Annotated in this window: 20 protein-coding genes; 12 read left to right on the top strand and 8 right to left on the bottom strand. The window is 39.6% G+C overall.

Annotated elements, in window-relative coordinates; genetic code table 11:
- Positions 1-22 precede the first annotated feature (22 nt).
- On the bottom strand, positions 23-1,978 hold the full coding sequence (gene dnaK / locus H9I37_RS02920; protein WP_187380997.1) for a molecular chaperone DnaK: 1,956 nt from the start codon (positions 1,976-1,978) through the stop codon (positions 23-25).
- Positions 1,979-2,040: 62 nt separating this feature from the next.
- On the bottom strand, positions 2,041-2,697 hold the full coding sequence (locus H9I37_RS02915; RefSeq protein ID WP_187380996.1) for a nucleotide exchange factor GrpE: 657 nt from the start codon (positions 2,695-2,697) through the stop codon (positions 2,041-2,043).
- Between the two features lie 190 nt (positions 2,698-2,887).
- Between H9I37_RS02915 and H9I37_RS02910 the strand changes: the two genes are divergently transcribed.
- Entirely contained in the window at positions 2,888-3,835 is a 948-nt protein-coding gene (locus H9I37_RS02910) for a DNA-methyltransferase (RefSeq protein WP_187380995.1), read from the top strand.
- Here the strand turns inward: H9I37_RS02910 and H9I37_RS02905 are convergent.
- Genes H9I37_RS02905 through H9I37_RS02895 form a run of 3 tightly spaced genes read right to left on the bottom strand, consistent with a single transcriptional unit; the run spans position 3,793 to position 9,049 of the window.
- On the bottom strand, positions 3,793-4,401 hold the full coding sequence (locus H9I37_RS02905) for a pseudouridine synthase (RefSeq protein ID WP_187380994.1): 609 nt from the start codon (positions 4,399-4,401) through the stop codon (positions 3,793-3,795). The two genes, H9I37_RS02910 and H9I37_RS02905, sit on opposite strands and share 43 nt — an antisense overlap.
- Positions 4,370-7,507 (bottom strand): tetratricopeptide repeat protein, encoded by a 3,138-nt coding sequence (locus tag H9I37_RS02900; RefSeq protein ID WP_187380993.1) that lies wholly within the window; start codon positions 7,505-7,507, stop codon positions 4,370-4,372. Before H9I37_RS02900 ends, H9I37_RS02905 begins: the two co-directional genes overlap by 32 nt.
- 9 nt (positions 7,508-7,516) lie before the next feature.
- Positions 7,517-9,049 (bottom strand): fibronectin type III domain-containing protein, encoded by a 1,533-nt coding sequence (locus tag H9I37_RS02895; protein ID WP_187380992.1) that lies wholly within the window; start codon positions 9,047-9,049, stop codon positions 7,517-7,519.
- Positions 9,050-9,052: 3 nt separating this feature from the next.
- Here H9I37_RS02895 and uvrC point away from each other — a divergent pair, with 3 nt between their 5' ends.
- The 3 genes from uvrC (at position 9,053) to H9I37_RS02880 (ending at position 12,917) form a co-directional block, all read left to right on the top strand.
- Positions 9,053-11,014: an excinuclease ABC subunit UvrC gene (gene uvrC, locus H9I37_RS02890; RefSeq protein ID WP_187380991.1), complete on the top strand. Its 1,962-nt coding sequence runs from the start codon at positions 9,053-9,055 to the stop codon at positions 11,012-11,014.
- 3 nt (positions 11,015-11,017) lie between these two features.
- Positions 11,018-12,079, top strand: a complete 1,062-nt coding sequence (locus tag H9I37_RS02885; RefSeq protein WP_187380990.1) for a PTS sugar transporter subunit IIC — start codon at positions 11,018-11,020, stop codon at positions 12,077-12,079.
- Positions 12,080-12,149: 70 nt separating this feature from the next.
- The gene (locus H9I37_RS02880; RefSeq protein WP_187380989.1) at positions 12,150-12,917 is read left to right on the top strand and encodes a helix-turn-helix transcriptional regulator; all 768 of its coding nucleotides are present in this window, start codon (positions 12,150-12,152) and stop codon (positions 12,915-12,917) included.
- Between the two features lie 89 nt (positions 12,918-13,006).
- Here H9I37_RS02880 and H9I37_RS02875 read toward each other — a convergent pair whose 3' ends face one another.
- Positions 13,007-13,498 carry a hypothetical protein gene (locus H9I37_RS02875; protein ID WP_187380988.1) on the bottom strand — a complete coding sequence of 164 codons (492 nt, stop codon included), beginning with the start codon at positions 13,496-13,498 and terminating at the stop codon, positions 13,007-13,009.
- Positions 13,499-13,594: 96 nt separating this feature from the next.
- Between H9I37_RS02875 and H9I37_RS02870 the strand changes: the two genes are divergently transcribed.
- From H9I37_RS02870 to H9I37_RS02845, 6 genes are all read left to right on the top strand, one after another.
- Positions 13,595-13,987 carry a helix-turn-helix domain-containing protein gene (locus tag H9I37_RS02870; RefSeq protein WP_187380987.1) on the top strand — a complete coding sequence of 131 codons (393 nt, stop codon included), beginning with the start codon at positions 13,595-13,597 and terminating at the stop codon, positions 13,985-13,987.
- Between the two features lie 67 nt (positions 13,988-14,054).
- Positions 14,055-14,549 (top strand): 5-(carboxyamino)imidazole ribonucleotide mutase, encoded by a 495-nt coding sequence (gene purE, locus H9I37_RS02865; protein WP_187380986.1) that lies wholly within the window; start codon positions 14,055-14,057, stop codon positions 14,547-14,549.
- 141 nt (positions 14,550-14,690) lie between these two features.
- Positions 14,691-15,785, top strand: coding sequence for a phosphoribosylformylglycinamidine cyclo-ligase (gene purM, locus H9I37_RS02860; RefSeq protein ID WP_187380985.1), 1,095 nt, complete (start codon positions 14,691-14,693; stop codon positions 15,783-15,785).
- 18 nt (positions 15,786-15,803) lie between these two features.
- The gene (gene purN / locus H9I37_RS02855) at positions 15,804-16,436 is read left to right on the top strand and encodes a phosphoribosylglycinamide formyltransferase (protein ID WP_187380984.1); all 633 of its coding nucleotides are present in this window, start codon (positions 15,804-15,806) and stop codon (positions 16,434-16,436) included.
- Positions 16,430-16,945: an NUDIX hydrolase gene (locus H9I37_RS02850; protein WP_187380983.1), complete on the top strand. Its 516-nt coding sequence runs from the start codon at positions 16,430-16,432 to the stop codon at positions 16,943-16,945. The genes purN and H9I37_RS02850 overlap by 7 nt, the downstream gene beginning before the upstream one ends.
- A gap of 18 nt (positions 16,946-16,963) precedes the next feature.
- Positions 16,964-18,277: a M48 family metallopeptidase gene (locus H9I37_RS02845; protein WP_187380982.1), complete on the top strand. Its 1,314-nt coding sequence runs from the start codon at positions 16,964-16,966 to the stop codon at positions 18,275-18,277.
- Positions 18,278-18,322: 45 nt separating this feature from the next.
- Here H9I37_RS02845 and H9I37_RS02840 read toward each other — a convergent pair whose 3' ends face one another.
- Complete coding sequence (locus H9I37_RS02840; protein ID WP_187380981.1) at positions 18,323-18,739, bottom strand: cytidine deaminase; 417 nt, start codon at positions 18,737-18,739, stop codon at positions 18,323-18,325.
- Between the two features lie 118 nt (positions 18,740-18,857).
- Here H9I37_RS02840 and H9I37_RS02835 point away from each other — a divergent pair, with 118 nt between their 5' ends.
- The gene (locus H9I37_RS02835; protein ID WP_187380980.1) at positions 18,858-19,718 is read left to right on the top strand and encodes a 2-oxo acid dehydrogenase subunit E2; all 861 of its coding nucleotides are present in this window, start codon (positions 18,858-18,860) and stop codon (positions 19,716-19,718) included.
- A 9-nt stretch (positions 19,719-19,727) separates the two neighbouring features.
- Here H9I37_RS02835 and H9I37_RS02830 read toward each other — a convergent pair whose 3' ends face one another.
- Positions 19,728-20,342 carry a hypothetical protein gene (locus H9I37_RS02830; RefSeq protein WP_187380979.1) on the bottom strand — a complete coding sequence of 205 codons (615 nt, stop codon included), beginning with the start codon at positions 20,340-20,342 and terminating at the stop codon, positions 19,728-19,730.
- 194 nt (positions 20,343-20,536) lie between these two features.
- Between H9I37_RS02830 and H9I37_RS02825 the strand changes: the two genes are divergently transcribed.
- A complete protein-coding gene (locus tag H9I37_RS02825; RefSeq protein WP_187380978.1) occupies positions 20,537-22,108 on the top strand; it encodes a YifB family Mg chelatase-like AAA ATPase in 1,572 nt (523 codons plus the stop codon).
- Positions 22,109-22,130 lie beyond the last annotated feature (22 nt).

The following is a 22,130-nucleotide window of genomic DNA, read 5'->3' as shown; positions in this document are numbered from 1 at the left end:
AATTTATTTCGATATCAGCGCCTTATTTGTCGTCATGAACTTCGTATTCAACGTCGTCTGCCGAGCCTTTGTCGAATCCCGATTTCTTTTCTTCAGTCTCGGCACCTGAATTATTTTCAGCACCGGCAGCACCGTCCGCATTTTGCTGAGATCCTTGAGCGCCTTGCTGTTTGTAAAGTTCTTCAGCAATTTTGTAAGAAGACTGTTTGAGTTCTTCTGTCTTTGCCTTGATTTCTTCTACATTTTCACCTTGCATTGCCTGTTTGAGAGCTGCAATTGCATCTTCGACTTTCTGTTTTTCAGCACCGTCAATCTTGTCACCAAGGTCTTTGATTGATTTTTCAGTTGCATAGATCAAACTGTCGGCTTCATTTCGTGCATCAACACTTTCGCGTTTTGCTTTATCAGCTGCGGCATTTGCTTCGGCATCTTTAACCATCTTATCGATTTCTGCTTCGCTCAATCCTGAAGATGATGTAATTTGAATGTGCTGTTCTTTACCTGTTCCAAGATCTTTAGCAGATACGTGAACAATTCCGTTTGCATCAATATCGAATGTAACTTCAATCTGTGGAACTCCGCGCGGAGCTGATGGAATACCTACGAGGTCAAATCGACCGAGTGTACGGTTTTGATCAGCCATTTCTCGTTCACCTTGAAGTACGTGAATCGATACGGCAGTCTGTCCATCGGCAGCAGTAGAGAAAATCTGACTCTTCTTTGTAGGAATTGTCGTATTTCTTGGGATAAGTTTTGTGAATACTCCACCCATTGTTTCAATACCGAGAGAAAGCGGCGTTACGTCGAGCAATAGGATATCCTGTTTAACATCTTTATTCAAAATACCGCCCTGAATTGCAGCACCGATTGCAACAGCTTCATCAGGGTTTACAGCACGGCTTCCTTCTTTTCCGAATATTGATTTTACAACTTCCTGAACTTTTGGCATACGTGAAGAACCGCCGACGAGAATTACTTCGTCGATTTTGTCTGTCGTAAGTTTTGCATCTGCAAGAGCTTTTTTACAAGGTTCTTTTGTTCTTTCAAACAAACTGTCTGTCATCTGTTCAAACTGAGAGCGAGTCAAAGTCTTCTGCAAGTGTTTTGGACCTGATGCATCAGCTGTGATATACGGCAAATTTATATCTGTTGAAGTCTGGTTAGACAAACTGATTTTTGCATTTTCAGCTGCTTCACGAAGTCTCTGCAAAGCCATCGGGTCCTTAGAAAGATCAATTCCTGTATCTTTCTTAAATTCAGCGATAAGCCAGTCAGAAATCACACGGTCCCAGTCGTCTCCACCAAGGTGTGTATCACCGTTTGTAGAAAGAACTTCAAAAACACCGTCAGCGAGCTGAAGGATAGAAATATCAAATGTACCACCACCGAGGTCGTAGACAGCGATAGTCTTTTCTTTAGACTGATCTTTATTGAAACCGAAAGCAAGAGCAGCTGCAGTCGGTTCGTTTATAATACGCTTTACATCGAGCCCTGCAATTTTACCTGCATCTTTTGTAGCCTGACGCTGAGCATCGTTGAAGTATGCCGGTACAGTTACAACAGCTTCCGTTACCTCTGTTCCAAGATAATCTTCAGCAGTTTTCTTCATTTTCTGGAGAATGAAAGCCGAAATCTCCTGCGGAGAATAACGTTTTTTAGTTCCGTTTTCATCAACTTCGATTCGAACGTCCTGACCGTTGTCGATAACCGAATATGGAAGTTTTTTCGCTTCTCCTGTAAGTTCAGAGAATCTGTGCCCGATAAGACGTTTTACAGAGTAAATTGTGTTTTTTGGGTTTGTTACCATCTGGTTTTTCGCAGGTGCGCCGACTATGCGGTCTCCCTTTGAAGTAAAACCTACAATAGATGGAGTTGTACGTCCTCCTTCTGAATTCTGAATTACAACAGGTTCGCCGTTTTCCATTACGGCAACACAAGAGTTTGTTGTTCCTAAGTCAATTCCAATAATCTTTCCCATAATATTTACCTCTTAATAATTTACAATTTATAGTTTTCTAATTTCGACCGTCTGGTCGCCGCTCACGCTTTTGGTACATTAACCATTACCTTAGCATGCCTTATAACTCTATCTTTAAGTTTGTATCCTTTAAGATAAATCTGCTTCAAAGTTTCTTTTTTTGCATTTTCATCTTCTACACGACCGATTGCTTCGTGTTCATTCGGATCAAAGTCTTCGCCTTCTTTTCCATACGCTTTTAGACCATATTTATCTTCAAGCATTTTTACGAGGCTCTCGTTTATCATTTTGATTCCGTCTGCAATAGTTTTTGCATCTTTAGCATCTTTTGCAGCAGCAATCGTGCGGTCAAAGTTGTCGAGACTTTCCAGCAAATCTCCAAGAAGAGAAGCGTTTGCATAATCATAAGTTTCCTGTTTTTCCTTGAGCATCCTTTTGCGGTAATTATCAAAATCAGCCGCACGGCGAAGAAGCTGATCTTTCAATTCGGCATTTTCTTTTTCAAGAGCCGCAATTTTTTCTTCGGGAGTCGGTTCCTTTTCTTCTTTAGCAGGTTCAGCAGAAGATGTCGTATCTGCCTTTTTTTCTTTATTTTCAGCAGTTTCAACAGTTTCTTCAGTGTTTGACTTTTTTTCTTCATTTTCAGAAGTTTCTACATTCTCCGCTTTCTTTTCTTCTGTCTTTTCTGTCTGACTTTGTTCTTTTTTTTCTTCAGCCATCAATACAAATTCCTTGTTTTTGTGTAGAGTTTTTTTTCTACACAAAATTTATTATCGTTAATTTTAAATTAATAATTTATTGTGCAAAGCGTCAACAGAAATTTTATAAAATCATCGTTTTTTGAAGAACTTAAAAATATCGCGTTTAGAAAAACAGACTTTTCTCTTTGATAATGATAAAATTGCCGATATGAGTGAAAAAATACGTGCGGAGCGGAACAGAACGCTCAGTCTTTCTCAAAATGAAATCCCTGAATTGAAAAAAAAATTGTTAAAATTGCCTTATGACTTGAGTCATTCAAAAATGCCGCTTGAGGCGGTTTTAAATAAGACTATAAACGGAGATTTGATTTCTGTTCTCCCACATCTACCGGATGAGTTTGCCGATTTAATAATTGTCGACCCTCCTTATAACTTAAGCAAAAATTTCAACGGAAACTCATTTTCTGCTCGCTCCGAAGATTCTTACGATAGATATCTTTCTACATGGTTTCCGCAAGTTTGCCGCAAATTAAAACAGACAGGCTCGCTTTACATCTGCGGAGATTGGAAATGCACATCGTCTTTGCAGCGCGCTGTTCAAAAAGAGCTTAAGATTTTAAATAGAATCACGTGGCAGCGAGAAAAAGGACGCGGCGCAAAAACAAACTGGAAAAACGGAATGGAAGATATCTGGTTTGCTGTAAAAAATCAAGACGATTATTATTTTGATGTCGATGCCGTAAAACTCAAGCGCCGTGTGATTGCTCCGTATAAAACCGATGGAAAGCCTAAAGATTGGGAACAAGAAGAAAGCGGCAACTTCAGGCTCACCTGCCCTTCAAACTTTTGGGACGATATAAGTATTCCGTTTTGGTCGATGCCGGAAAACACAGACCATCCAACTCAAAAACCGGAAAAGCTATATGCAAAATTGATTTTAGCTTCATCACGTCCCGGCGATGTTGTATTTGATCCTTTTCTAGGGAGTGGAACTTCTAGCGTCGTCGCAAAAAAACTTGGACGGAACTACTGCGGAATTGAGATAAACGAAGAATACTGCATGTTTACGGAAAAACGCCTTGAAAAAGCTGAAACAGACAAATCGATTCAAGGTTATAAAGACGGCGTATTTTGGGAAAGAAACTCAGGAGCATGATATTCGATATAATCTCCGGCAGCCAACCAAGCCGGTAAAGTCAAAGCTCCTATTGCGGTGCGCTCGAGTTTGACAACTTCGTTCCCAAGCGCTTTAAAAATTCTTCTCACTTGATGGAATTTTCCTTCTGTGATTTTTATTTCACATTCAAAAAGCGTTTCATCTGTAAAGCGTATTTCGGCAGGGGCGGATTGCAGCTCGGGAGATTTTTTTTCAGCTGGCAAAATCAACCCTTGTCTTGCAAGAGCGATATATTGTTTTTTTCCGGGAGATTTAAGGCGCACACGGTAAGTTTTTTGAACATTCATTTCAGGAGCAGTCAAATAATGAGAATAATATCCGTCTGTAGTCAGTAACAACAACCCTGAAGTATCGCAGTCAAGCCTGCCCACTGTGTGCAGCCGCTCCCCACGTTTTGCATTGCGGACAAGATTTTGCAATTCGGGAGTCAGCAACTGATAGACAGTTTTGTGAGAGTCTGAGACAGCCGAACATACGTAGCCGCAAGGTTTATTCATAAGCAGATATATTTTATCATTCGTCACAGAAGATTCTGCTTTTTTCATTTTCCAATTCTATTTTTTCAAGCATTCCATCGCCACTTATGCACAGATCGTTTGCAGCTTCCTTATCTTCAAGATTTTGTGACAAATTTTGCATCAACTTTATCACTTTTTTGATGAGATGGTTGCTGATTTTTTTATCATATTCAACATCGAGCTGTGAATTGAATTCTGAACCAAGAACGCCGGATTTCAAAAGTGATTCAGCAGTCAAAAGAAGTCCCGGCTTTCCTGACAGTTTTCCTATAAGATATTCAATCTTTATTCTCATCCTGCACGATGCAAAAGAATTGCGTTCTTCTTCCGGGAGAGATTTTGAAAGCTCTTTTAGAGTTTTGAACAATTCTATTTTATCTGCATTTTCTAAAGCTGCATCGCTGTCATTTAAAATCAATTCTATTTTTTTAAGCATTTCATCAGGAGTGATATCTGAATCTATTTTTATTTCTGTGTCTTGAGTTTGCTGCTCTGAAGGCTCTGGACTTTCGATGCACTCCGGATATTCTTCTACACATTCCTGATGTTCGGGCTTGCCGGAAATCACTTCATCTACAGTAAGAAAATTACTATTTGGATTTGAAAGCGCAGACTTATTTTGTTCTGCAATCGCGTCCCCTTTTTCAATACTGTGTTCAAGCTTTGCAGCCGCCAATTCAGAATGTGCAGAAGTCTCAGAAAGCTTGTCAGCTTCCGGTTTTTCTTCTTGAGCTTCGATCACATTGTCGAGGAGTTGTTCAGGAAGTAAATCATCAGGTTCTGGGGAATCAGATTGTTTCGTTGTAACTTCAGGTTCTGAGGAAACCTTCGGTTCCGGAGCTTGCGGATTTTGGGCAGAAACAGCCTGTTCTTCTTGTTTATTTTCTGCCAATCTATTCTCCGACTTCTTTACGGCATCTTCCGCAATGTTTGCAGCTTTCCTTGCAGTATCAAGAGCGCTTTGAGCGATTTCCTGTGCCTGACTAAAAATCGGTGCCGACTCTACAGGTGGAGTAAAATTTCTGAGATTCGGATTTTGGACCGGAGACGGGGTTCCTACATGCTCTACAGGATTTCTACTGTTGTCAAAAGGCAAAGTGGAACTATCACCTTTCTCAGAATCTAAATAATTTTCAGGTTCTTGTTCCTGTTCGATGATAGGGCTAGGCGCTTCGAGAGGTGTTTCTTCAATTGTTTTATTGTCATCATCAAATTTCGAAAAATCAAATCCTTCATCTTCCGACAAAGCATCTCCTGCCGGTTCGGTAAAATTGCTGTCATCAAAAATATTAGAAATGTCGCTGTCTTCAGGTTCTTGGATTTCTTCATTTTCTCCTACAGTTGCGCTCTCGTTTTCCGTATTTTCACTTTTTTCTGAATTTTCGACTGCTTCATCGTCTTCGGCTTGAGGTTGAGCGATTTCTTCCGGCGCTTGTTCGGGAGTCTGCTCTTGTTCATGTTCCTGCTCGGCTTCAAGTGGCTGCCAGTCTTCCTGCTTCAGTTTCGGATCAGGAGTTTGCTCATGTTCGCCTTCCTTCTGTTTATCGGTGTCGTCTGCGAAATCTTCCCAAAAATCATCGTCGTTTGGAATTATATCTTCAACAGAGGAATCGTCTCCCATCTGATCATAGTCAAAATCATCGGGATTCTGCTCTTCCAGAGAAATGTCTTTTTCAGTGTCATGTTCTGTAGAATCATATTCGCCGTTACTAGATGAATCTGACTGAGTTTCCTCAACAGCCTCGTCTTCTTTAAAAAGAGTTTCATTGATTTTTTTAAGCTCGTTGCACGCATAGATATTAGGATTGTGAAATTTCAAGCTTTTTTCATACGTTTTTTTTGCTCCAATCAAATCGCCGATTTCGAGTTGAACGCTTCCGAGACTGTTGTAGCCGTCAGGAACTTTCGGATTTCGCTCGATATATTGTTTTGCACAATCGATTGCTTTATTGAAGTTTCCAGTCTGAACGTAGCGTTCCGCAGCATTGAGAAGATAATCGCTGTACGGCTGCTCTAATTTTTCAATTTTTTGATAGTAAGAGTTTGCAGCTTCATCGTCGCCGCGGCATATAAAATATTGACCATACAAATCGAACACTTCAGGGTCTTTGTTGCCGGTTTCCGCATCGACTTTTTTAATCGTCTCTAAAGCTTTTTCATATTTTTGAGTTGAAAGAAGCATGTGCGCACTGCGTTTTTGTGCATCAACATTTGAAGAATCAAGCTCAAGAGCGTCATTTATAGTGACAACCGCATCATCAAAGTTTTTGTTTTTTTCAAGAGATTCTGCAAGCGAAATTAAAATATTGATATCGTTTTCGCGCATCTGGTTTGCGTGCTTGTACGTTTTTGTTGCGTTGTCGTAGTCAAACTGATTGAGATATATTTTGCCGAGCATGCACAAAAGATCTATATCATTCGGATGAAGTTTTATCGATTGTTCAACAAGCTCTTGAGCATGTTTTGTGTGCTGGCATTTGATTAAAAGTTTGCTGAAGTCCCTGATTGCGTCTATCCAGCCGGGACGAGTTTTCAACGCAGCTTCAAAGCATTTTACGGCTTCGGGATAGTTTTTTGATTCAACGTACGAACGTGCAAGGTTGTAGTTTAAAACAGGATGATTTTGGTCTACCTGTAGTCCGCGTTTATATTCCGCGATCGATTTTTCATAATCTTTTTTATCAAAATATATTGAACCTAAGTGATTATAAGCTAAAACGTCGTCCGGATTTTTTTCAATCACTGATTCAAACGATTCAACAGCATCCTGATAGTCGCCCATCTCTTTATATGTAAAGCCGAGATTGTACTCAATATCTGCAACGTTTCCGCCTACATTCAATGCCTTTAAAAGAATATTTACAGCATCGTTGTAGCGCTCTAATCGGCGATATATTCCGCCAAGACTTATCATCGCATCAAAATTTTTAGGATTATTGTTGATTATTCGTTCGTAATAAGGAATTGCCTTTACATCTTCGCCGGCTCTTGAATAAATACTTCCTATCGCATTCAAGTATTCTTCATTATTGCCGTCTTCCTTAAGCAGTTCTTTGTAAAAACGGGCGGCGGATAACCAATCATGTGCAGTAGCAGCGTTTTGTGCTTTCGTTAAAATCAAACTCTTTTCCATATTTTTTCCCTACTTCTTCAAACGTGCACGGGGTCTCGCAAATACTTCTTTTGAAATATTCCCAACAACTCTCATATCATAAGATGACCAGGCAGCGACGGCAAAATAATAAATTTTTCCGTTTTCAAGCCCTGTTACAGTATACGAAGTTACGTTGCCAACGTTAATAGGCGATTCGCCTTCTATCGCCATTCTTCCAAGATATTCTCCCGGTCGCGTACCATAATAAAGGTAATAACCTCCGGCGGTGTCATCTACCGAATAATTCCACGAGATTGTGACACTTCCATCGCCTGCGACAGCTTTTACGATAAACGGCGGAAGCGGCTCAGGCAGCTCTGTAAATTCCAGAGTGATTGACGTGATTGAAGGAGTTTTTGCGCAGTTTCCATCAGGCATCAGATCCGCAGCGACCTGAAAATAAAGCCCTGTGATCCCGGTAATTTTTTCACCGCTTTCTACATGTTTCCATTCAGGATAAGTGTCTGTCCAACCATAAAAATTGTCTCCTGAACGGACAAAATAATTAACATCAGTCTGCTCAGGAACATTCATCTCAGCTTTCAAATAATCTAAAGTTGAGTCTTTTGAAACAATTATAGGTTTTGTCACAAAACGTCCGCCCTCAGGAAGATACTGTGCATGGTCAAGAGAACCGGCGTTATCTGCCGATTTGAAGTCAGATTGAGAATAAGGAACTCTCATAATCCTTATATCATCGATTTTCCCTGTATATTCGCTGCAAAAATGAATCTCCGACGGAGTTCCGAGTTTTACAAGAAAATTTTGACCGTCTTCGCGTCCGTTTGAAGTTACGTATTTTATAGCCTCTGTAATGCCGTTTACTTTATATGAAAGTTCGCCAGTCTCGCTGTCGTAAGAGAGCGTGTGCAAACTCCATTTGTCCGGAATTATTTTTGAAACACCGTTTAGGACAACATCTTTAGAAACATTTTCAACATCGACATCAAAAAAATTTGAAAAGCTCCAGTTTAGATGCCCTTTATCAAAAACAGCATACATCGCCTGATAGACAAGTTGTCCGTCTTCATTTTTAGAAGACTCCCAATTGATTATTGTTTCGCCGTTTTCTGCAAGCGATGGGCAGAGCCAAAATTCAATTGAAAACGACCCCATAAATCCTTCAGAGCCAAAATAAGTTCCCGGCTTTCCAAAAATGCTCAAGCCCCCCATATTTCGACTTAAACCGGCGTGACGCTCATTTATCGTATCATCAGCAATTTTGAGGTTGTTCTGCACAATCTGGTAGTCGCCGTCAGATATCGGATTTTCAGGATTTTCAAAGTCGATAATCAAATCAGTAAATTGATCAGCCTTAAAAGAATTTGATGCAAGTTCAATAGAATCATAACCGTAGCGCCCTTTACCGGTTGTAACATTTTCTTGTTTTGCAAAATCTTGCCAACCTTTTTTCCCGCCGAGCACATAAGTTTTTGCAGACAACGATGAAAACATAAAAACAGCAGAAATCAAGCACAAGGCTGTAAAAATAACTCTTTTTTTGATATAATTTCTAACCATAAAATGACAGCCAAAACTACACGTGAAATATTGCACGAAACAGCTCTGAAAGCTCCTTTATCAAGCGGTGTGTACATGTGGCGAAATGCCGAAAACACCGTAATTTATGTAGGAAAAGCTAAAAACCTCAAAAATCGGCTCTGTTCCTACTTTTCAGGAAAACAGAGCGTAAAGACAAGGCTCTTAATCTCCCACGCCAATTTTATTGAATATATCACAACAACAAACGAGTACGAAGCTCTGTTGCTGGAAAACAACCTAATTAAAAAATATAATCCAAGATACAACATTTGTCTAAAAGACGGTAAATCATATCCTGTTTTACGCATCACAAAGGAACGATTTCCAAAGGTTTTTAAAACACGCCAAATCATGCAAGACGGTTCGACTTACTTTGGTCCCTTTCCTGATGTATGCGCTCTCGACACATTTATTGAAACAATTTTCAAACTGTATCCAATACGTCATTGCAGAACTTTAAGAAAACGCGATACACCGTGTCTGTACTATCACATGAAACAATGTAGCGCACCGTGTTGTAACAAAATATCTGAACAGTCCTACAATGATTACATCGGCGAAATAAAAAGGTTACTTGAGGGGAAAGGCAACGAAACTGTTGCAAAGCTGACTACAGAGATGAAAGCTGCCTCAAAAGAGCTCAATTTTGAAAAAGCCGCAAGACTCCGCGACGGAATCAAAGCGCTGATGGTTTTACAGAATCAAAATATAGTAGAGACTTTTGATTCCGATGACCGCGACTACATAGCGTATTTTTCTGAGGGAGAGCTTGTAAGTTTTACTGTGCTGAAAATCAGAAACGGGAAACTGACCGGGCGCGAAAATTACCGTGCTGAATCGCTCAACGACGACGATGATTTGATTGGTGAATTTCTTGCAGTTTACTATGAAGATGAAAAAACAATACCGCCGTTTGTGTACATTCCGCAGACGACAGAATATGAACATATTTCTCGCTGGCTAAAAGAAGAAAAAAAATCGGACTCAAATATAATAGTTGTCGATTCCGGAGATTCACCTCGCGATGTTGCCGCAATTCAAATGGCTAGGCAAAATGCACACGAAGATATCGTCAGGCGTTTGCGAGACAGAGGCGATACCCCGGCTATGGAAGAACTTAAACTGAAGCTTGGATTAGACGTGCTTCCTGTAAGAATCGAAGGTTTTGATATTGCGCACATCGGTGGAAAATTTCCTGTCGCGTCGCTGATCAGCTTTTATAACGGGAACCCTGACAAAAAAAATTACAGATATTTCCGTCTAAAAACTACAGACGGTTTGATAGACGATTTTGCAAGCATGAAAGAGGCAGTCAGCAGGCGTTATACACGACTATTAAACGAGCAGGAAGATTTACCTGATTTGATTTTGATTGACGGCGGAATCGGACAAGTAAATGCGGTCGAGGAAGTCCTAAATTCTCTAGGGCTTGATATTGCGATTGCAGGGCTTGCCAAGCGCGATGAAGAAATCTATCTACCGGGAAACAGCACGCCTATATGCCTTCCAAAAAGGAGCGATGCGCTGCGCCTGCTCCAGCGCGTGCGTGATGAAACACACCGTTTTGCAACGAGCAGGAATCAGCGACTTCGCACAAAAGAGAACACTGACTCAATATTTACTGAATTGTCCGGCGTCGGAAAAAAGCGTTCGTTGCTCTTGCAGCGTCAGTTCACAACAATCGAAAATCTCGCAAATGCCGAAGAGAGCGCAATCGCGCAATGTATTCACGTTCGGGCAAATGAAGCTTCATCAATTTTACTTCAAGCAAAAAAACTTTTAGAACAGCAAAACGAGAAAAAAAAGCTTCAAAAAAAATCTCTTGGAATTGCAGGAACAACAAAGGAAAAAGCAGCAGAAGCGGAATATATCGCAGATTTGGCAAGTCAGGCACTTGCTGTTGCAGAAAATAGAGCAAAATATGGAAAATCAAAGGAGGTTTGATTTATGAAAAAATACATAAAACGTTACTGTATAGACGCTATGTCGGGGATGGCGCAGGGATTGTTCGCTTCTTTATTGATAGGAACAATTATTAAAACGCTTGGGCAGCAGCTGTTCAGGCTTGGAACTAATCCTTTTTTTAAGTTTTTATTTGATGCAGGCACTTTTGCGTCTAATGCACATGTCGTTGGAGCGGCAATGGCTGTCGGAATTGGTTTTGCATTGAAAGCTGACGCATTGGTTTTGTTCACGTTAGCGGCTGTCGGTGCTGCCGCAAATGTGACAGGAGGAGCCGGAGGTCCGCTTGCCGTCCTTATCATCGCAATTGTGTCGGCAGAAGCTGGAAACGCCGTCAGTAAAAAAACAAAAGTAGATATTATCGTTACGCCGGCTGTTACAATTCTCGCGGGAACTCTCCTGACTCTTCTGACTGCAAAATATATCGGTATTGCCGCAAACGAGGTCGGCAGGTTCCTTATCTGGACAACAAAACTTCATCCGTTTTGGATGGGAATACTCGTTTCCTCAGTTGTCGGAATCGTGCTTACGTTGCCGATAAGTTCTGCCGCAATATGTGCTGCATTCGGTCTGACCGGGCTTGCAGGCGGTGCTGCCGTTGCGGGCTGCTGTGCCCAAATGGTCGGCTTTGCAGTGCTTAGTTTCCGAGAAAACAAATTTGGCGGAATTGTTTCACAGGGATTGGGAACTAGCATGCTTCAAATGCCTAACATAATCAAAAATCCGAAAGTTTGGATTCCTCCTATTTTCGCTTCTATAATTACAGGACCAATTGCCACATGCATCTTTAAGTTGGAAATGAATGGAACAGCCGTAAGTTCAGGGATGGGAACATGCGGACTTGTCGGTCAGATTGGAATTGTCACAGGATGGTTTGAACCGAGTGCAGTCGCGATAGAACATGGAGCCAGTGTAATAAATCCAAGCGCTTTTGATTGGCTCGGACTTGCACTTATCTGCTTTGTTCTTCCCGGCTTACTGAGCTGGATATTCGGGCTTTTCCTGAGAAAAATCGGCTGGATAAAAGAAGGCGACCTTAAACTTTAATTAAAATTATTTATTAAAATAAAAAAAAGTGTAGCCTTGCTTAAATTTCTATATTATAATTAGGCTCAATATGAGCAAAAACAGCATCAATTCTGAGAGAGTTGTATCTGCTGTTGGGTTCTTGTTCCTTGTTGTTTCATCCATAGCTTCACTCTTGCTAAATGGGGACAAAAATTCGATTATTGAGAAATTTGCTGATACAAGCGTTGTGATTCCTTGTGTGCATATTACATGCGCGCTTATTACTTTTTTTCTCATTTTCAAGCCATCATATTTTGGTATGGTGATAGTCCTTTCAATAGAGAGCATATTGACTATTTTGACTGATGATGAGCAACTTGGGATTTTTCTTTTTTACGCATCTATCATTTTAATTTTAAGCAAAAGACTTTGTGTAAAAAGAGTGAAAGGGCTAATCACGGCATTGTTTTTAATTCACTTTGCAGCGCTCTTGCTCACTTTTACACACGGTTGGATTTACACAGCAATAGCAATCGGCTATTCGGTATTCGGGGCAGTTTTTTATCTCTGGATTTATTGCATTTTAAAATCGCGATTATCATGCTTTTTGCCAACAAATGTAACTCAGAATCAAACAATCATAAAAAAAGCATTAGGTTCAAAAATAAGTCTTTCCGAATATAATCTAAATGAACGTCAAGTCACTTTTGTGATGGAAAATCTTCACAACAAGCTGTCGTATAAAGAAATCAGCGATAAATATTATGTAAGCATTTCGACTGTCAAAAAAGTGTTCTCCGAAGTTTATAAAATATTCAATGTATCAAACATAGAAGAATTGAGAATCCTTTTGCTCCAGTATCAGGTTGAAGAATAGTATCGAGAATATTGAAATTTTGATTTATCAGAATCTTGTTTTATCCGGCTTTTAAACATTTTTTTTGATATCAAACAGAGCATTATATATCAAAGATGGAAAAAGTCATATTTTTTTAAATGTTTTTTTTGGGCAGTTTGGCAAACAAGGACTACATTGCAATCGCACAAAACATCTGACGTTCTAATCATTTGCTCCAATTTCACAGAAAACCTAACGGGAAATTTATAGCAATCTGAAAAATAAATAAAAAGATAATCATTCATAAAATCAGATTTTTTAAACTCAGAGATTTCTTGCACATGTTTGATAATTTTAAGTTCATCTTTTTCTTTTTTAAGTTTTTCGAGCAAATCTGCTGTGTCTTCAGAGGCTCCCGTAGATTGCGCAACATCAGTGGCTTCGGAGGCTTTTGCGTGTTCCGTAGCTTCCGAGCTTTTGTCATCATTTTTTTTTCCAACAAACAAAAGCGAAATATTTGAACAATTTGAAACTCCACTTTTTTTCGCAATCACATTGAAAAGAAAAATCAAATCGCCATTTCTTTGCTGTTTTTGAAGGACAAGTTTTGTAATTTTCATAAAAAAATTTTGCCTAATTCCTTATTTAATGTCAACTTTTTTCTCTGCCGTTTTATTCTTTAAATCAAACATTTGCCAAAAACGATGGATTATTATATGGGTGAAGGCAGAAGAAAACACATTACTTTTCTCGGAAGAAAAAACATTGCCGGTGCAAATATAAAGAGAATTCGCGAAATGAAAAATCCTGTTATCAATCAAAATGACCTTGCCTCGCTTTTACAGTTAAAAGGCATAAAAATATTTAAAAACAGCATTTCAAGAATTGAAAATGGAGAACAAATTCTTTCCGATATTCTTTTGAAATATATTGCGGAAATTCTCAGAGTTCCGGTTGCAGAGCTGCTCGACGATTCAATTTATAAAGATTCAATCTCCAAAAATGCACACGCCGATGAGGAAAACATCAATTCTATATCGGATTTGGACAATCTTGTGAACTACGAAAAAGATCCTGATTTTGGTGTTCACCATGCTGCAGAAAAATGACTTTTTTAGATTAATCTATGGAGTGAAATATATTGTTAGAACTTGTTTTCTGTGATATAAACACCCTATGAAAGTAGCAATTTTTTTTGGATCAAAGTCTGATAAAGACACTATGAAAAAGGCAGCCGACGTTCTTTCCGAATTTGGCGTTGAATACAAAGCGTATATAATTTCTGCACACAGAGCAGGCGCCTTGCTTAAACAGACAGTTGAACATGTAGAAAAAGACGGATGCCGTGTTATAATCGCAGGAGCAGGGCTGGCAGCGGCGCTTCCGGGCGTTATCGCAGGAATTACGACATTGCCTGTGATTGGAGTTCCTCTTGAATGCGTAAGCGACAAGTCTAACGGACTCGGCGGAATGGACGCTTTGTTGAGCATCGTACAGATGCCTCCACAGATTCCTGTCGCGACAGTTGGAATCAACAATGCAAAAAATGCAGCTTATCTTGCACTCCAGATTCTTGCACTTCACGATAAAGAACTTGAGGCAAAATTAAAAACATTCAGAGCAAAACTTGCAGATGACGCAGTAGCTTCGGGAATAGATATCAAATTTTAGCCTCTGCAAAATTTCGATTCCAAAACAATTTAAAATTTAATATAATCAAAACAATTAAGAGTTAAAAAATCACATCAGTTTTTTAACTCTTAATTATCTATAAGGGGGATTCAAAAAGCCCTTTTTGAGGAGAAACGCATTATGGCATCTTACAAAGAATCAGGAGTAGACGTAGAAGAAGGTTACCGCGCAGTAAACAAATATAAAGAACACGCAAAAAGGACCGCAATTCCCGGACTTTTAACAGGTTTGGGAAGCTTTAACGGAATGTTCGAAGTGCCAAAAGGATACAAAAATCCTGTGATTGTAAGCGGAACGGACGGTGTTGGGACAAAACTCGATATAGCGTTCAAGATGAGAAAATACGATACTGTCGGCATAGACTGCGTTGCGATGAGCGTAAACGACATCCTTTGCTCCGGCGTTCAAACATCGTTCTTTCTTGATTATGTTGCATGCGGAAAACTCGATGCTGACATAGCTTCCGACTTAGTCAAAGGTGTTGCAGACGGTTGTGTCGATGCAGGCTGTGCTCTTCTTGGCGGCGAAACTGCCGAAATGCCTGACTTCTATGATGATGGAAAATACGATCTTGCAGGTTTTGGAGTCGGAATCGGAGAAAAAAAAGAGATGATTACAGGCGAAAACATCAAAGAAAACGATACTTTGATTGGGCTTTCATCTAACGGAGTTCACTCAAACGGATTCAGCCTTGTGCGAAAACTCGTTAAAAATGTAAACGAACCTTTCATAATTGACGGAAAAGATACTGGCAAAACAATCGGAGAAATTCTCCTAACTCCAACGCGCATCTACGTAAAACCTGTCATGGAAGTCTTGGGAAAATACCGTAAAGCGATCAACGGAATGGTTCACATAACAGGCGGCGGATTTTACGAAAATATTCCTCGCATGTACCCAAAAGCAAAAGAAGGAAAAAAACAGTTGATTTCTGTAATAAAGAGAGACAGCTGGGATATTCCTCCTGTATTCGGAGAACTGATAAAAAGAGGTGCCGACTTAGATTCAATCTACAATACATTCAACATGGGAATTGGAATGCTCCTTGCAGTAAACTCAAAATATGCAGATGCTGTTTTGGAAATGTTCAATGCAAATGCTCACAAATATCACAAAGATTACTGCCCTGATATGAAAGCATACAAAATCGGATACGTCGCTTATAGTAAAGGCGAAGTAAAAAGCCAACAAGATTCTGTCTTATTTGAAGACTGATTTTAAACCGAACAAAATATGAAACTGAAAACAGCAGTGCTTGTAAGCGGCGGTGGGACTAATCTTCAAGCTTTGATTGACTATCAAAAAGAAGAAGGCGATTCATGCCCTTACAAAATTGTAATCGTGATAAGCGATCACAAAGATGCGTTTGCTTTGGAACGCGCTGCAAAAGCAGATATTCCATGTGCAGTGACAAGTCCGTATTCCGTTATGGGGAAAGAAATCGCGCAAGCCGCTAGCAGGGATGAAAAACGCCTTTCCGTAAGCGATGCAGTTCTTGACTTGTGCAAAAAATATGATGTCGACGCTATCGTTCAGGCAGGTTGGCTTACAGTCCTTACAGGCGATATTCTAAAAGCGTATCAAAATAAAATCATAAATCTCCACCCCGCCCTTTTGCCGAAATTCGGAGGAGTTGGGATGTGGGGACACCACGTTCACGAAGCTGTTTTAAAATCAGGCGAAAAAGAAAGCGGCTGTACTGTTCATTTTGTAAACGGAGAATGTGACGGTGGAAAAATTTTAATTCAGAAAAAAGTCCCTGTGATGGCAGGCGACACTCCTGATTCATTGTATGCTCGAATTGCGCCAAAAGAGCACGAAGCTATTGTAGAAGGATTGCTATTGCTTTGCAGACAACAATGCTGAACACAACACTTTGTTACATAGAAAAAGATTCCTCTTATCTCATGCTTCACCGCATAAAAAAACAGAATGATTACAACCGCGACAAATGGATTGGGATAGGCGGAAAGTTCGAAGATGCGGAAAGTCCTGAAGAATGCGCAGTCCGCGAAATCAAGGAAGAAACTGGGCTTTTTGTCGAAAAAACATCTCTTCGTTACTGTGGAATTGTCACATTTGTCGATATTCGCTCTCCATCAGTTTCAGGATGTGCGGAAGAAGTCTTCACTGAATTTATGCACATTTTTTGGACTGATAAATTCTCGGGAAAGATGTTTACATCAGAGCAATGCACCGAAGGCGATTTGAAATGGATTCCAATTTCTAAAATGAACAGATTGCCTCACTGGGAAGGTGATGAAATATTTCTTGACATGATTGCAAAACGCTCTCCTTTTTTTTCGCTTAAACTTGTTTATAAAAATGGAGTTTTGCTCAAAGCCGTATTAAACGGAAAAACAATAAAATCATAATAATGTTCGGAGAAAAAAATGCACATTTCTGTTGATTTTCTAAATCCTTTTGTTTTAATTTACCTGATTGGAACTTTTGTAAGTTTTATTATCAAACAATCTCTAGAATTTATTGATTACCTTGCGCGTAAAAAAAATTGTGGACACATACCTGATGAATTAAAAACTATCGCTGCGGCACAGACTGCGTTCGTCACTGAAAAACTTGAAAAAATCTGTCAATATGAAAATGCAAAATATTTTAACATGATTCCGTCATCTGCATTAAATTTAGTGTTAAATATTGTCCTTGTGCTGTTTGGATTTTATCCTTGTTGTTTCAACAGAATTTCGAATTTGGTCGGGTTTCCATCAAACGTCGGTAACTCTTTTGCATGCTTCGGGCTTTTCGTTATAATTGCGTCAATTCCGCATGCAATACTCGGGCTTCCGTTTGAACTCTACCGTGAATTTCACACGGAAAAGAAATTCGGATTCAGCAAGATGACTGTAAAATTGTGGATTTCCGACAAGATAAAAGGGATAGCTATTTCTCTTGTGATAGGCGCACTTTTGATTTTTGTGTCATCGGTTTTCTTCATAAAATTCCCAGATACGTGGTGGTTGATTTTAGCCGCTATAATGATTGTTTTCACATTCATCATGCAGATTATTTATCCGAAATTTATTGCCCCGTTGTTCAACAAGTTTGAACCGCTCCCGGAAGGTGAAGTAAAAGATAAAATCACTGCGATTCTCAAAAAGACCGGCTTCAAAAACGGCGGTCTTTTTGTCATGGATGCTTCAAAAAGAAGCGGGCACAGCAATGCATATTTCAGCGGATTTGGAAAAATAAAAAGGATAGTTTTATACGATACGCTTATCAAGTCTCTTACTCCTGATGAACTTGCGTCGGTGCTCGGACACGAACTTGGGCACTGCAAACTTCACCACATCACAAAAAAAATATGCATAATGATTCCGCTTGAATTTATAGTGACTTTTGCGTTGTACAAGCTCGCTCAGTTTCCTGCACTGTATTCGGGCTTCGGTTTTACAGGAATTTCTGTAGAAAACGTATCTGCCGTTCAATTTATAGGATTATTTTTAGCAACGGCGATTTACGGTTCAGTTTCGGAGATTCTTTCGCCGTTTGTAAACTTTTTTTCACGCCGCGATGAATACGCTGCAGACGCTTATGCAAAAAAGGTCTGCGGTACTGGCGACAATTTGATAAGCGGGCTTATAAAATTGAACTCTGAAAATCTAAGTGAATTACTGCCGTCAAAATTGTATGCGATTTGGAATTACAGCCATCCGACTCTGGCGGAGAGAGTTGGGAAATTAAAATAAAAGCAAGTTTTATTTTTGTCGCACAGAATTGCAATTTTGCAAAACTCAATCTTTTAGGCTAAAACTCTCAGGAAGCAAATCGTTTAGTGTGAAAACTTTATAGTCTTTTGGATTTTTTGCAAGGATAATTTTGAAATCTTTTTTGCAAAACTCCAGCATAACCTGACGACAGATTCCACAAGGCGGGCAAAAATCTTCAATTGTCGGTTTTCCGTCTTTATCTTCGTGTCCACCTACAACCGCAATTGCAGAAAAATTCTTTTCACCTTCGCTGACAGCTTTGAATATTGCAGCCCTTTCAGCGCAGTTTGTTGCTCCATACGAGCCGTTTTCAATATTGCAGCCGGTGTAGACTTTTCCATCAGCAGTTAAAAGTGCCGCTCCAACATGAAAGTGAGAATACGGCACATACGAATAATTTTGCATTTCTATTGCAGATTCTATCAATTCTTCATAATTCATATTTATAGAATAAGCGAAAAAAAACATTTGCGCAAATTTTCTTCTTGCGAATATCATCTGCATCGAAATAGATGAAAATTATACAAAAAAAGATAAATCTATATTATAATTTTTTTATATGAAAAAAATTGGTGACCGAAAAGATGGAAAACTAATCCGTGATATCGATTGCATGCACTACTGCATGCCCCTGATGTGGCCGGACAGGACTACTTGTGAAGCATATATGTCATTTAAAATCAATCTTCAAAATGCAGAAGCTTATATTAAGGCAAAAAATGAAGAATTAAAAGAAAAAACTGATGCGCAATATTCGATTTTCCAGCTGATTATAGCGGCTATCCTTAAGACAATCACACTCAGGACAAAGTTAAACAGATTTGTTGCAAATAAAAATTATTATCAGCGGAACGAAGTGACAGCCGGATTTGTTGTAAAAAAATCTTTATCCGACGAAAGTGAAGAAACTCTTGCACGCATTGTCGCAGTTCCGTCAGATACGCTTGAGACGCTCCACAATAAGATAAACGAGCAGATTAAACTTTGCAAAAAACAAGATGATCCGTCTACAAAAGGGATGAGGCTTATTCAAAAAATCGGACTCAAGCACATTATAAGTAAAGTAGCTCGATGGCTTGACAGACACGGTTTAATGCCGAATTCAATCATAAAGACTGATCCTTTTTACACATCTGTAATACTTTCAAACCTAGGTTCAATAGGACTTGATATAGGCTATCACCACCTTACAAACTGGGGAACAACTTCTATTTTCATGGTCGTAGGGAAAAAAGATAAAAGACCTTATTTTGACTCAAAAGGCAAGATGGAAATCAAAAAGACGATTCAGATATCGCTGACAATTGATGAGCGAATTGCTGACGGATATTATTACACAAAATCTGTCAAACTTTTGAAAAAATTGATAGAAAATCCGTCGCTGCTTGAAAAACCTTTTTCAGAAGAAATTGCTTATTAAAAATATTCATCAACGTGTGACTTGAACCGGCTGCTTGTAATCTATGAGCCAGCCGCCATTGTAAAATCCGTTTTCATCGGTTACTGGCGTCACAAATAATACATTTGTAGGATTTTCCGTATCGTATTCAAAGACGTTAGAATGCCATTCAAACGCTCTTTGCCCTTCTGTCGGATATTCAAAATTATTTTGCTGATCGATTGGCGTGTACAAACTTATCTTGTATTTTCCTTTTTTCAGATTTAGATGCATTGCCATTCCACCGCTTAGATAATATTTTTTGCGGTAAGGAATCAAATCGGGTTCTCGTTGGGTAAAAGTCTGAGGAAGTGTCCTGTTTGTCTTATACGGATCCCAGTATTTATAAACAGGCCATTCATAAGCGGCTTTTGCAGAAGTGTATGTAACGTCGTTTCCATTTTCATCTTCAAGTTTAAGCCAACAGCGGATTTCGTTCATTTCGTAACGGCTTTCGAGCCTGTAGATTATCAAAGTTGTAGGATTCGGTTTTACCGGCATTTCTTGTGTCTGGTCTATAAAGTCGTAAAATGAGCCTGAAACAGGCTGTGCAAACACAACTGCCGAAAAAAATAATGATGTCAAAAGTAAGCAAAATCTTTTCATTATCAAATCTCAATCAGCTGAATATTTTGTTGCTTTGAAGTTTCTCATCACGCCGATTAAAGGAACAGCAACAAAACACGCGTTTTATCTCTTTGATATTAATTTATCATATTTTTTGTTTTTTTCGTCAAAATTTTGTCAAAAATCGAATATCGCGGCAAATATTAATATAGAGATTTTTTGGGAGATAAGCGATGCAGATTTTTTCTTTTTCGCCTTTCGGGTACGAAGGAGCACTTGTCACTGTTGAGGTTGATTTGAGGCGTGGGATTCCTGCCGTGGATATTGTTGGGTTAGCCGATGGTGCTGTAAAAGAATCTAGAGAAAGGATGCAGGCTGCTATACGAAATTCAGGGTTTGATTTTCCGCCGGAGCGAGTGTTGATCAGTTTGTCGCCTGCCGATTTGAAAAAAGAAGGTGCAGGTTTTGATTTGCCGGTTGCTTTAGCTGTACTTGGGATGTACGCTTTGAGTAATGAAGAACAAGATTTTTTATGTGAACCGGTGTTGGTTATGGGTGAATTGGAACTGTCGGGGAAGGTAAGGTCTGTCAAAGGGATTCATGCGGCAGTATCAACAGCAGCTGCATCGGGAATTAGAACGGCGATTGTTCCTGAATTAAATGCCGATGAAGCAAGGCAAGTTGTGGGAGTAAAAATTTATGGTGCTGACACGCTTGAAAATGCTTTTCGTGCGATGAGGGACAAATCTTTTTTTGACTCACAAAACTGCGACGTACAATCAGATCAAAAACCGAAAGGTTGCGATGAAATCGACGGCGTTTATTTTCCCAAAATTTCTCCCGGCTATGAATTTGCAGATTTGAAAGGACAAAAACAACTCGTCCGATCTCTGCAAATTGCAGCTGCCGGTGGCCATAATATGATTGCAATTGGAGCTCCGGGCTGTGGAAAGACGATGGCAATCCAAATGTTTCCAGCGCTTAATCCGATTCTTACGATGGAAGAAGCACAGTCAGTAACGCGCATCTGGTCACTTGCAGGATTGATTAAACCTTCGGAACCGTTGGTTAGAATACCTCCTTTCCGAATTCCTCATCAAACAGCAACGATCGAAGGAATTTGCGGAGGCGGTCCGAACTGCAGGCCGGGAGAAATTTCTCTTTCACATAATGGAGTTTTATTTTTAGACGAAGCGGCGGAATTCCGCTCATCGGTTTTGCAGATGTTGCGCGTCCCTCTTGAAAATGGGCAAATCACATTGAGCAGAGCCGGAAGAAACACTGTATACCCTGCAAACTTTCAGCTGCTTATGGCTGTAAACCCATGTCCATGTGGAAACTTCGGTTCAAAGACAAAACTCTGTCTGTGCAGTGCAAAATCTATCGACCTTTACTGGAAGAAATTTTCGGCACCATTGCTGGACAGAATCGATTTACGAGTTTTTGTTGAAAATAACTGCAACAATTTAGAAGACGAAGCAGAGCGACCGGGTCTAGAGACGACATCGGAGATAAGAAAAGGAATTGCACGCGCGATAAACAGACAACGAGAAAGAAATGATATTAAAAATGCAAAACTCACACCGGAAGAAATTGCAGAAACATGCAAACTTGGCACACAAGCTCTAAAGATTCTCGACAACGCAACAAACCGCTACGGATTTTCTCCAAGAGCAGTTTCTTCATGCATAAAAGTTGCAAGGACAATCGCAGATATATCAGGGGATGAAGAGATTGAAGCGGAGGATATAAGAGAAGCAGTTGATTATAGGAAACTGTGCTGCAACATTGTGCCAGAATTATAAAAAAAAACTTCCCATATTCGGG

This window comes from Treponema sp. Marseille-Q3903 (assembly GCF_014334335.1).
GTDB lineage: Bacteria > Spirochaetota > Spirochaetia > Treponematales > Treponemataceae > Treponema_D.
The sequence above is the reverse complement of the archived record's forward strand: the minus strand, read 5'-3'. Positions and strand labels throughout refer to the sequence as shown.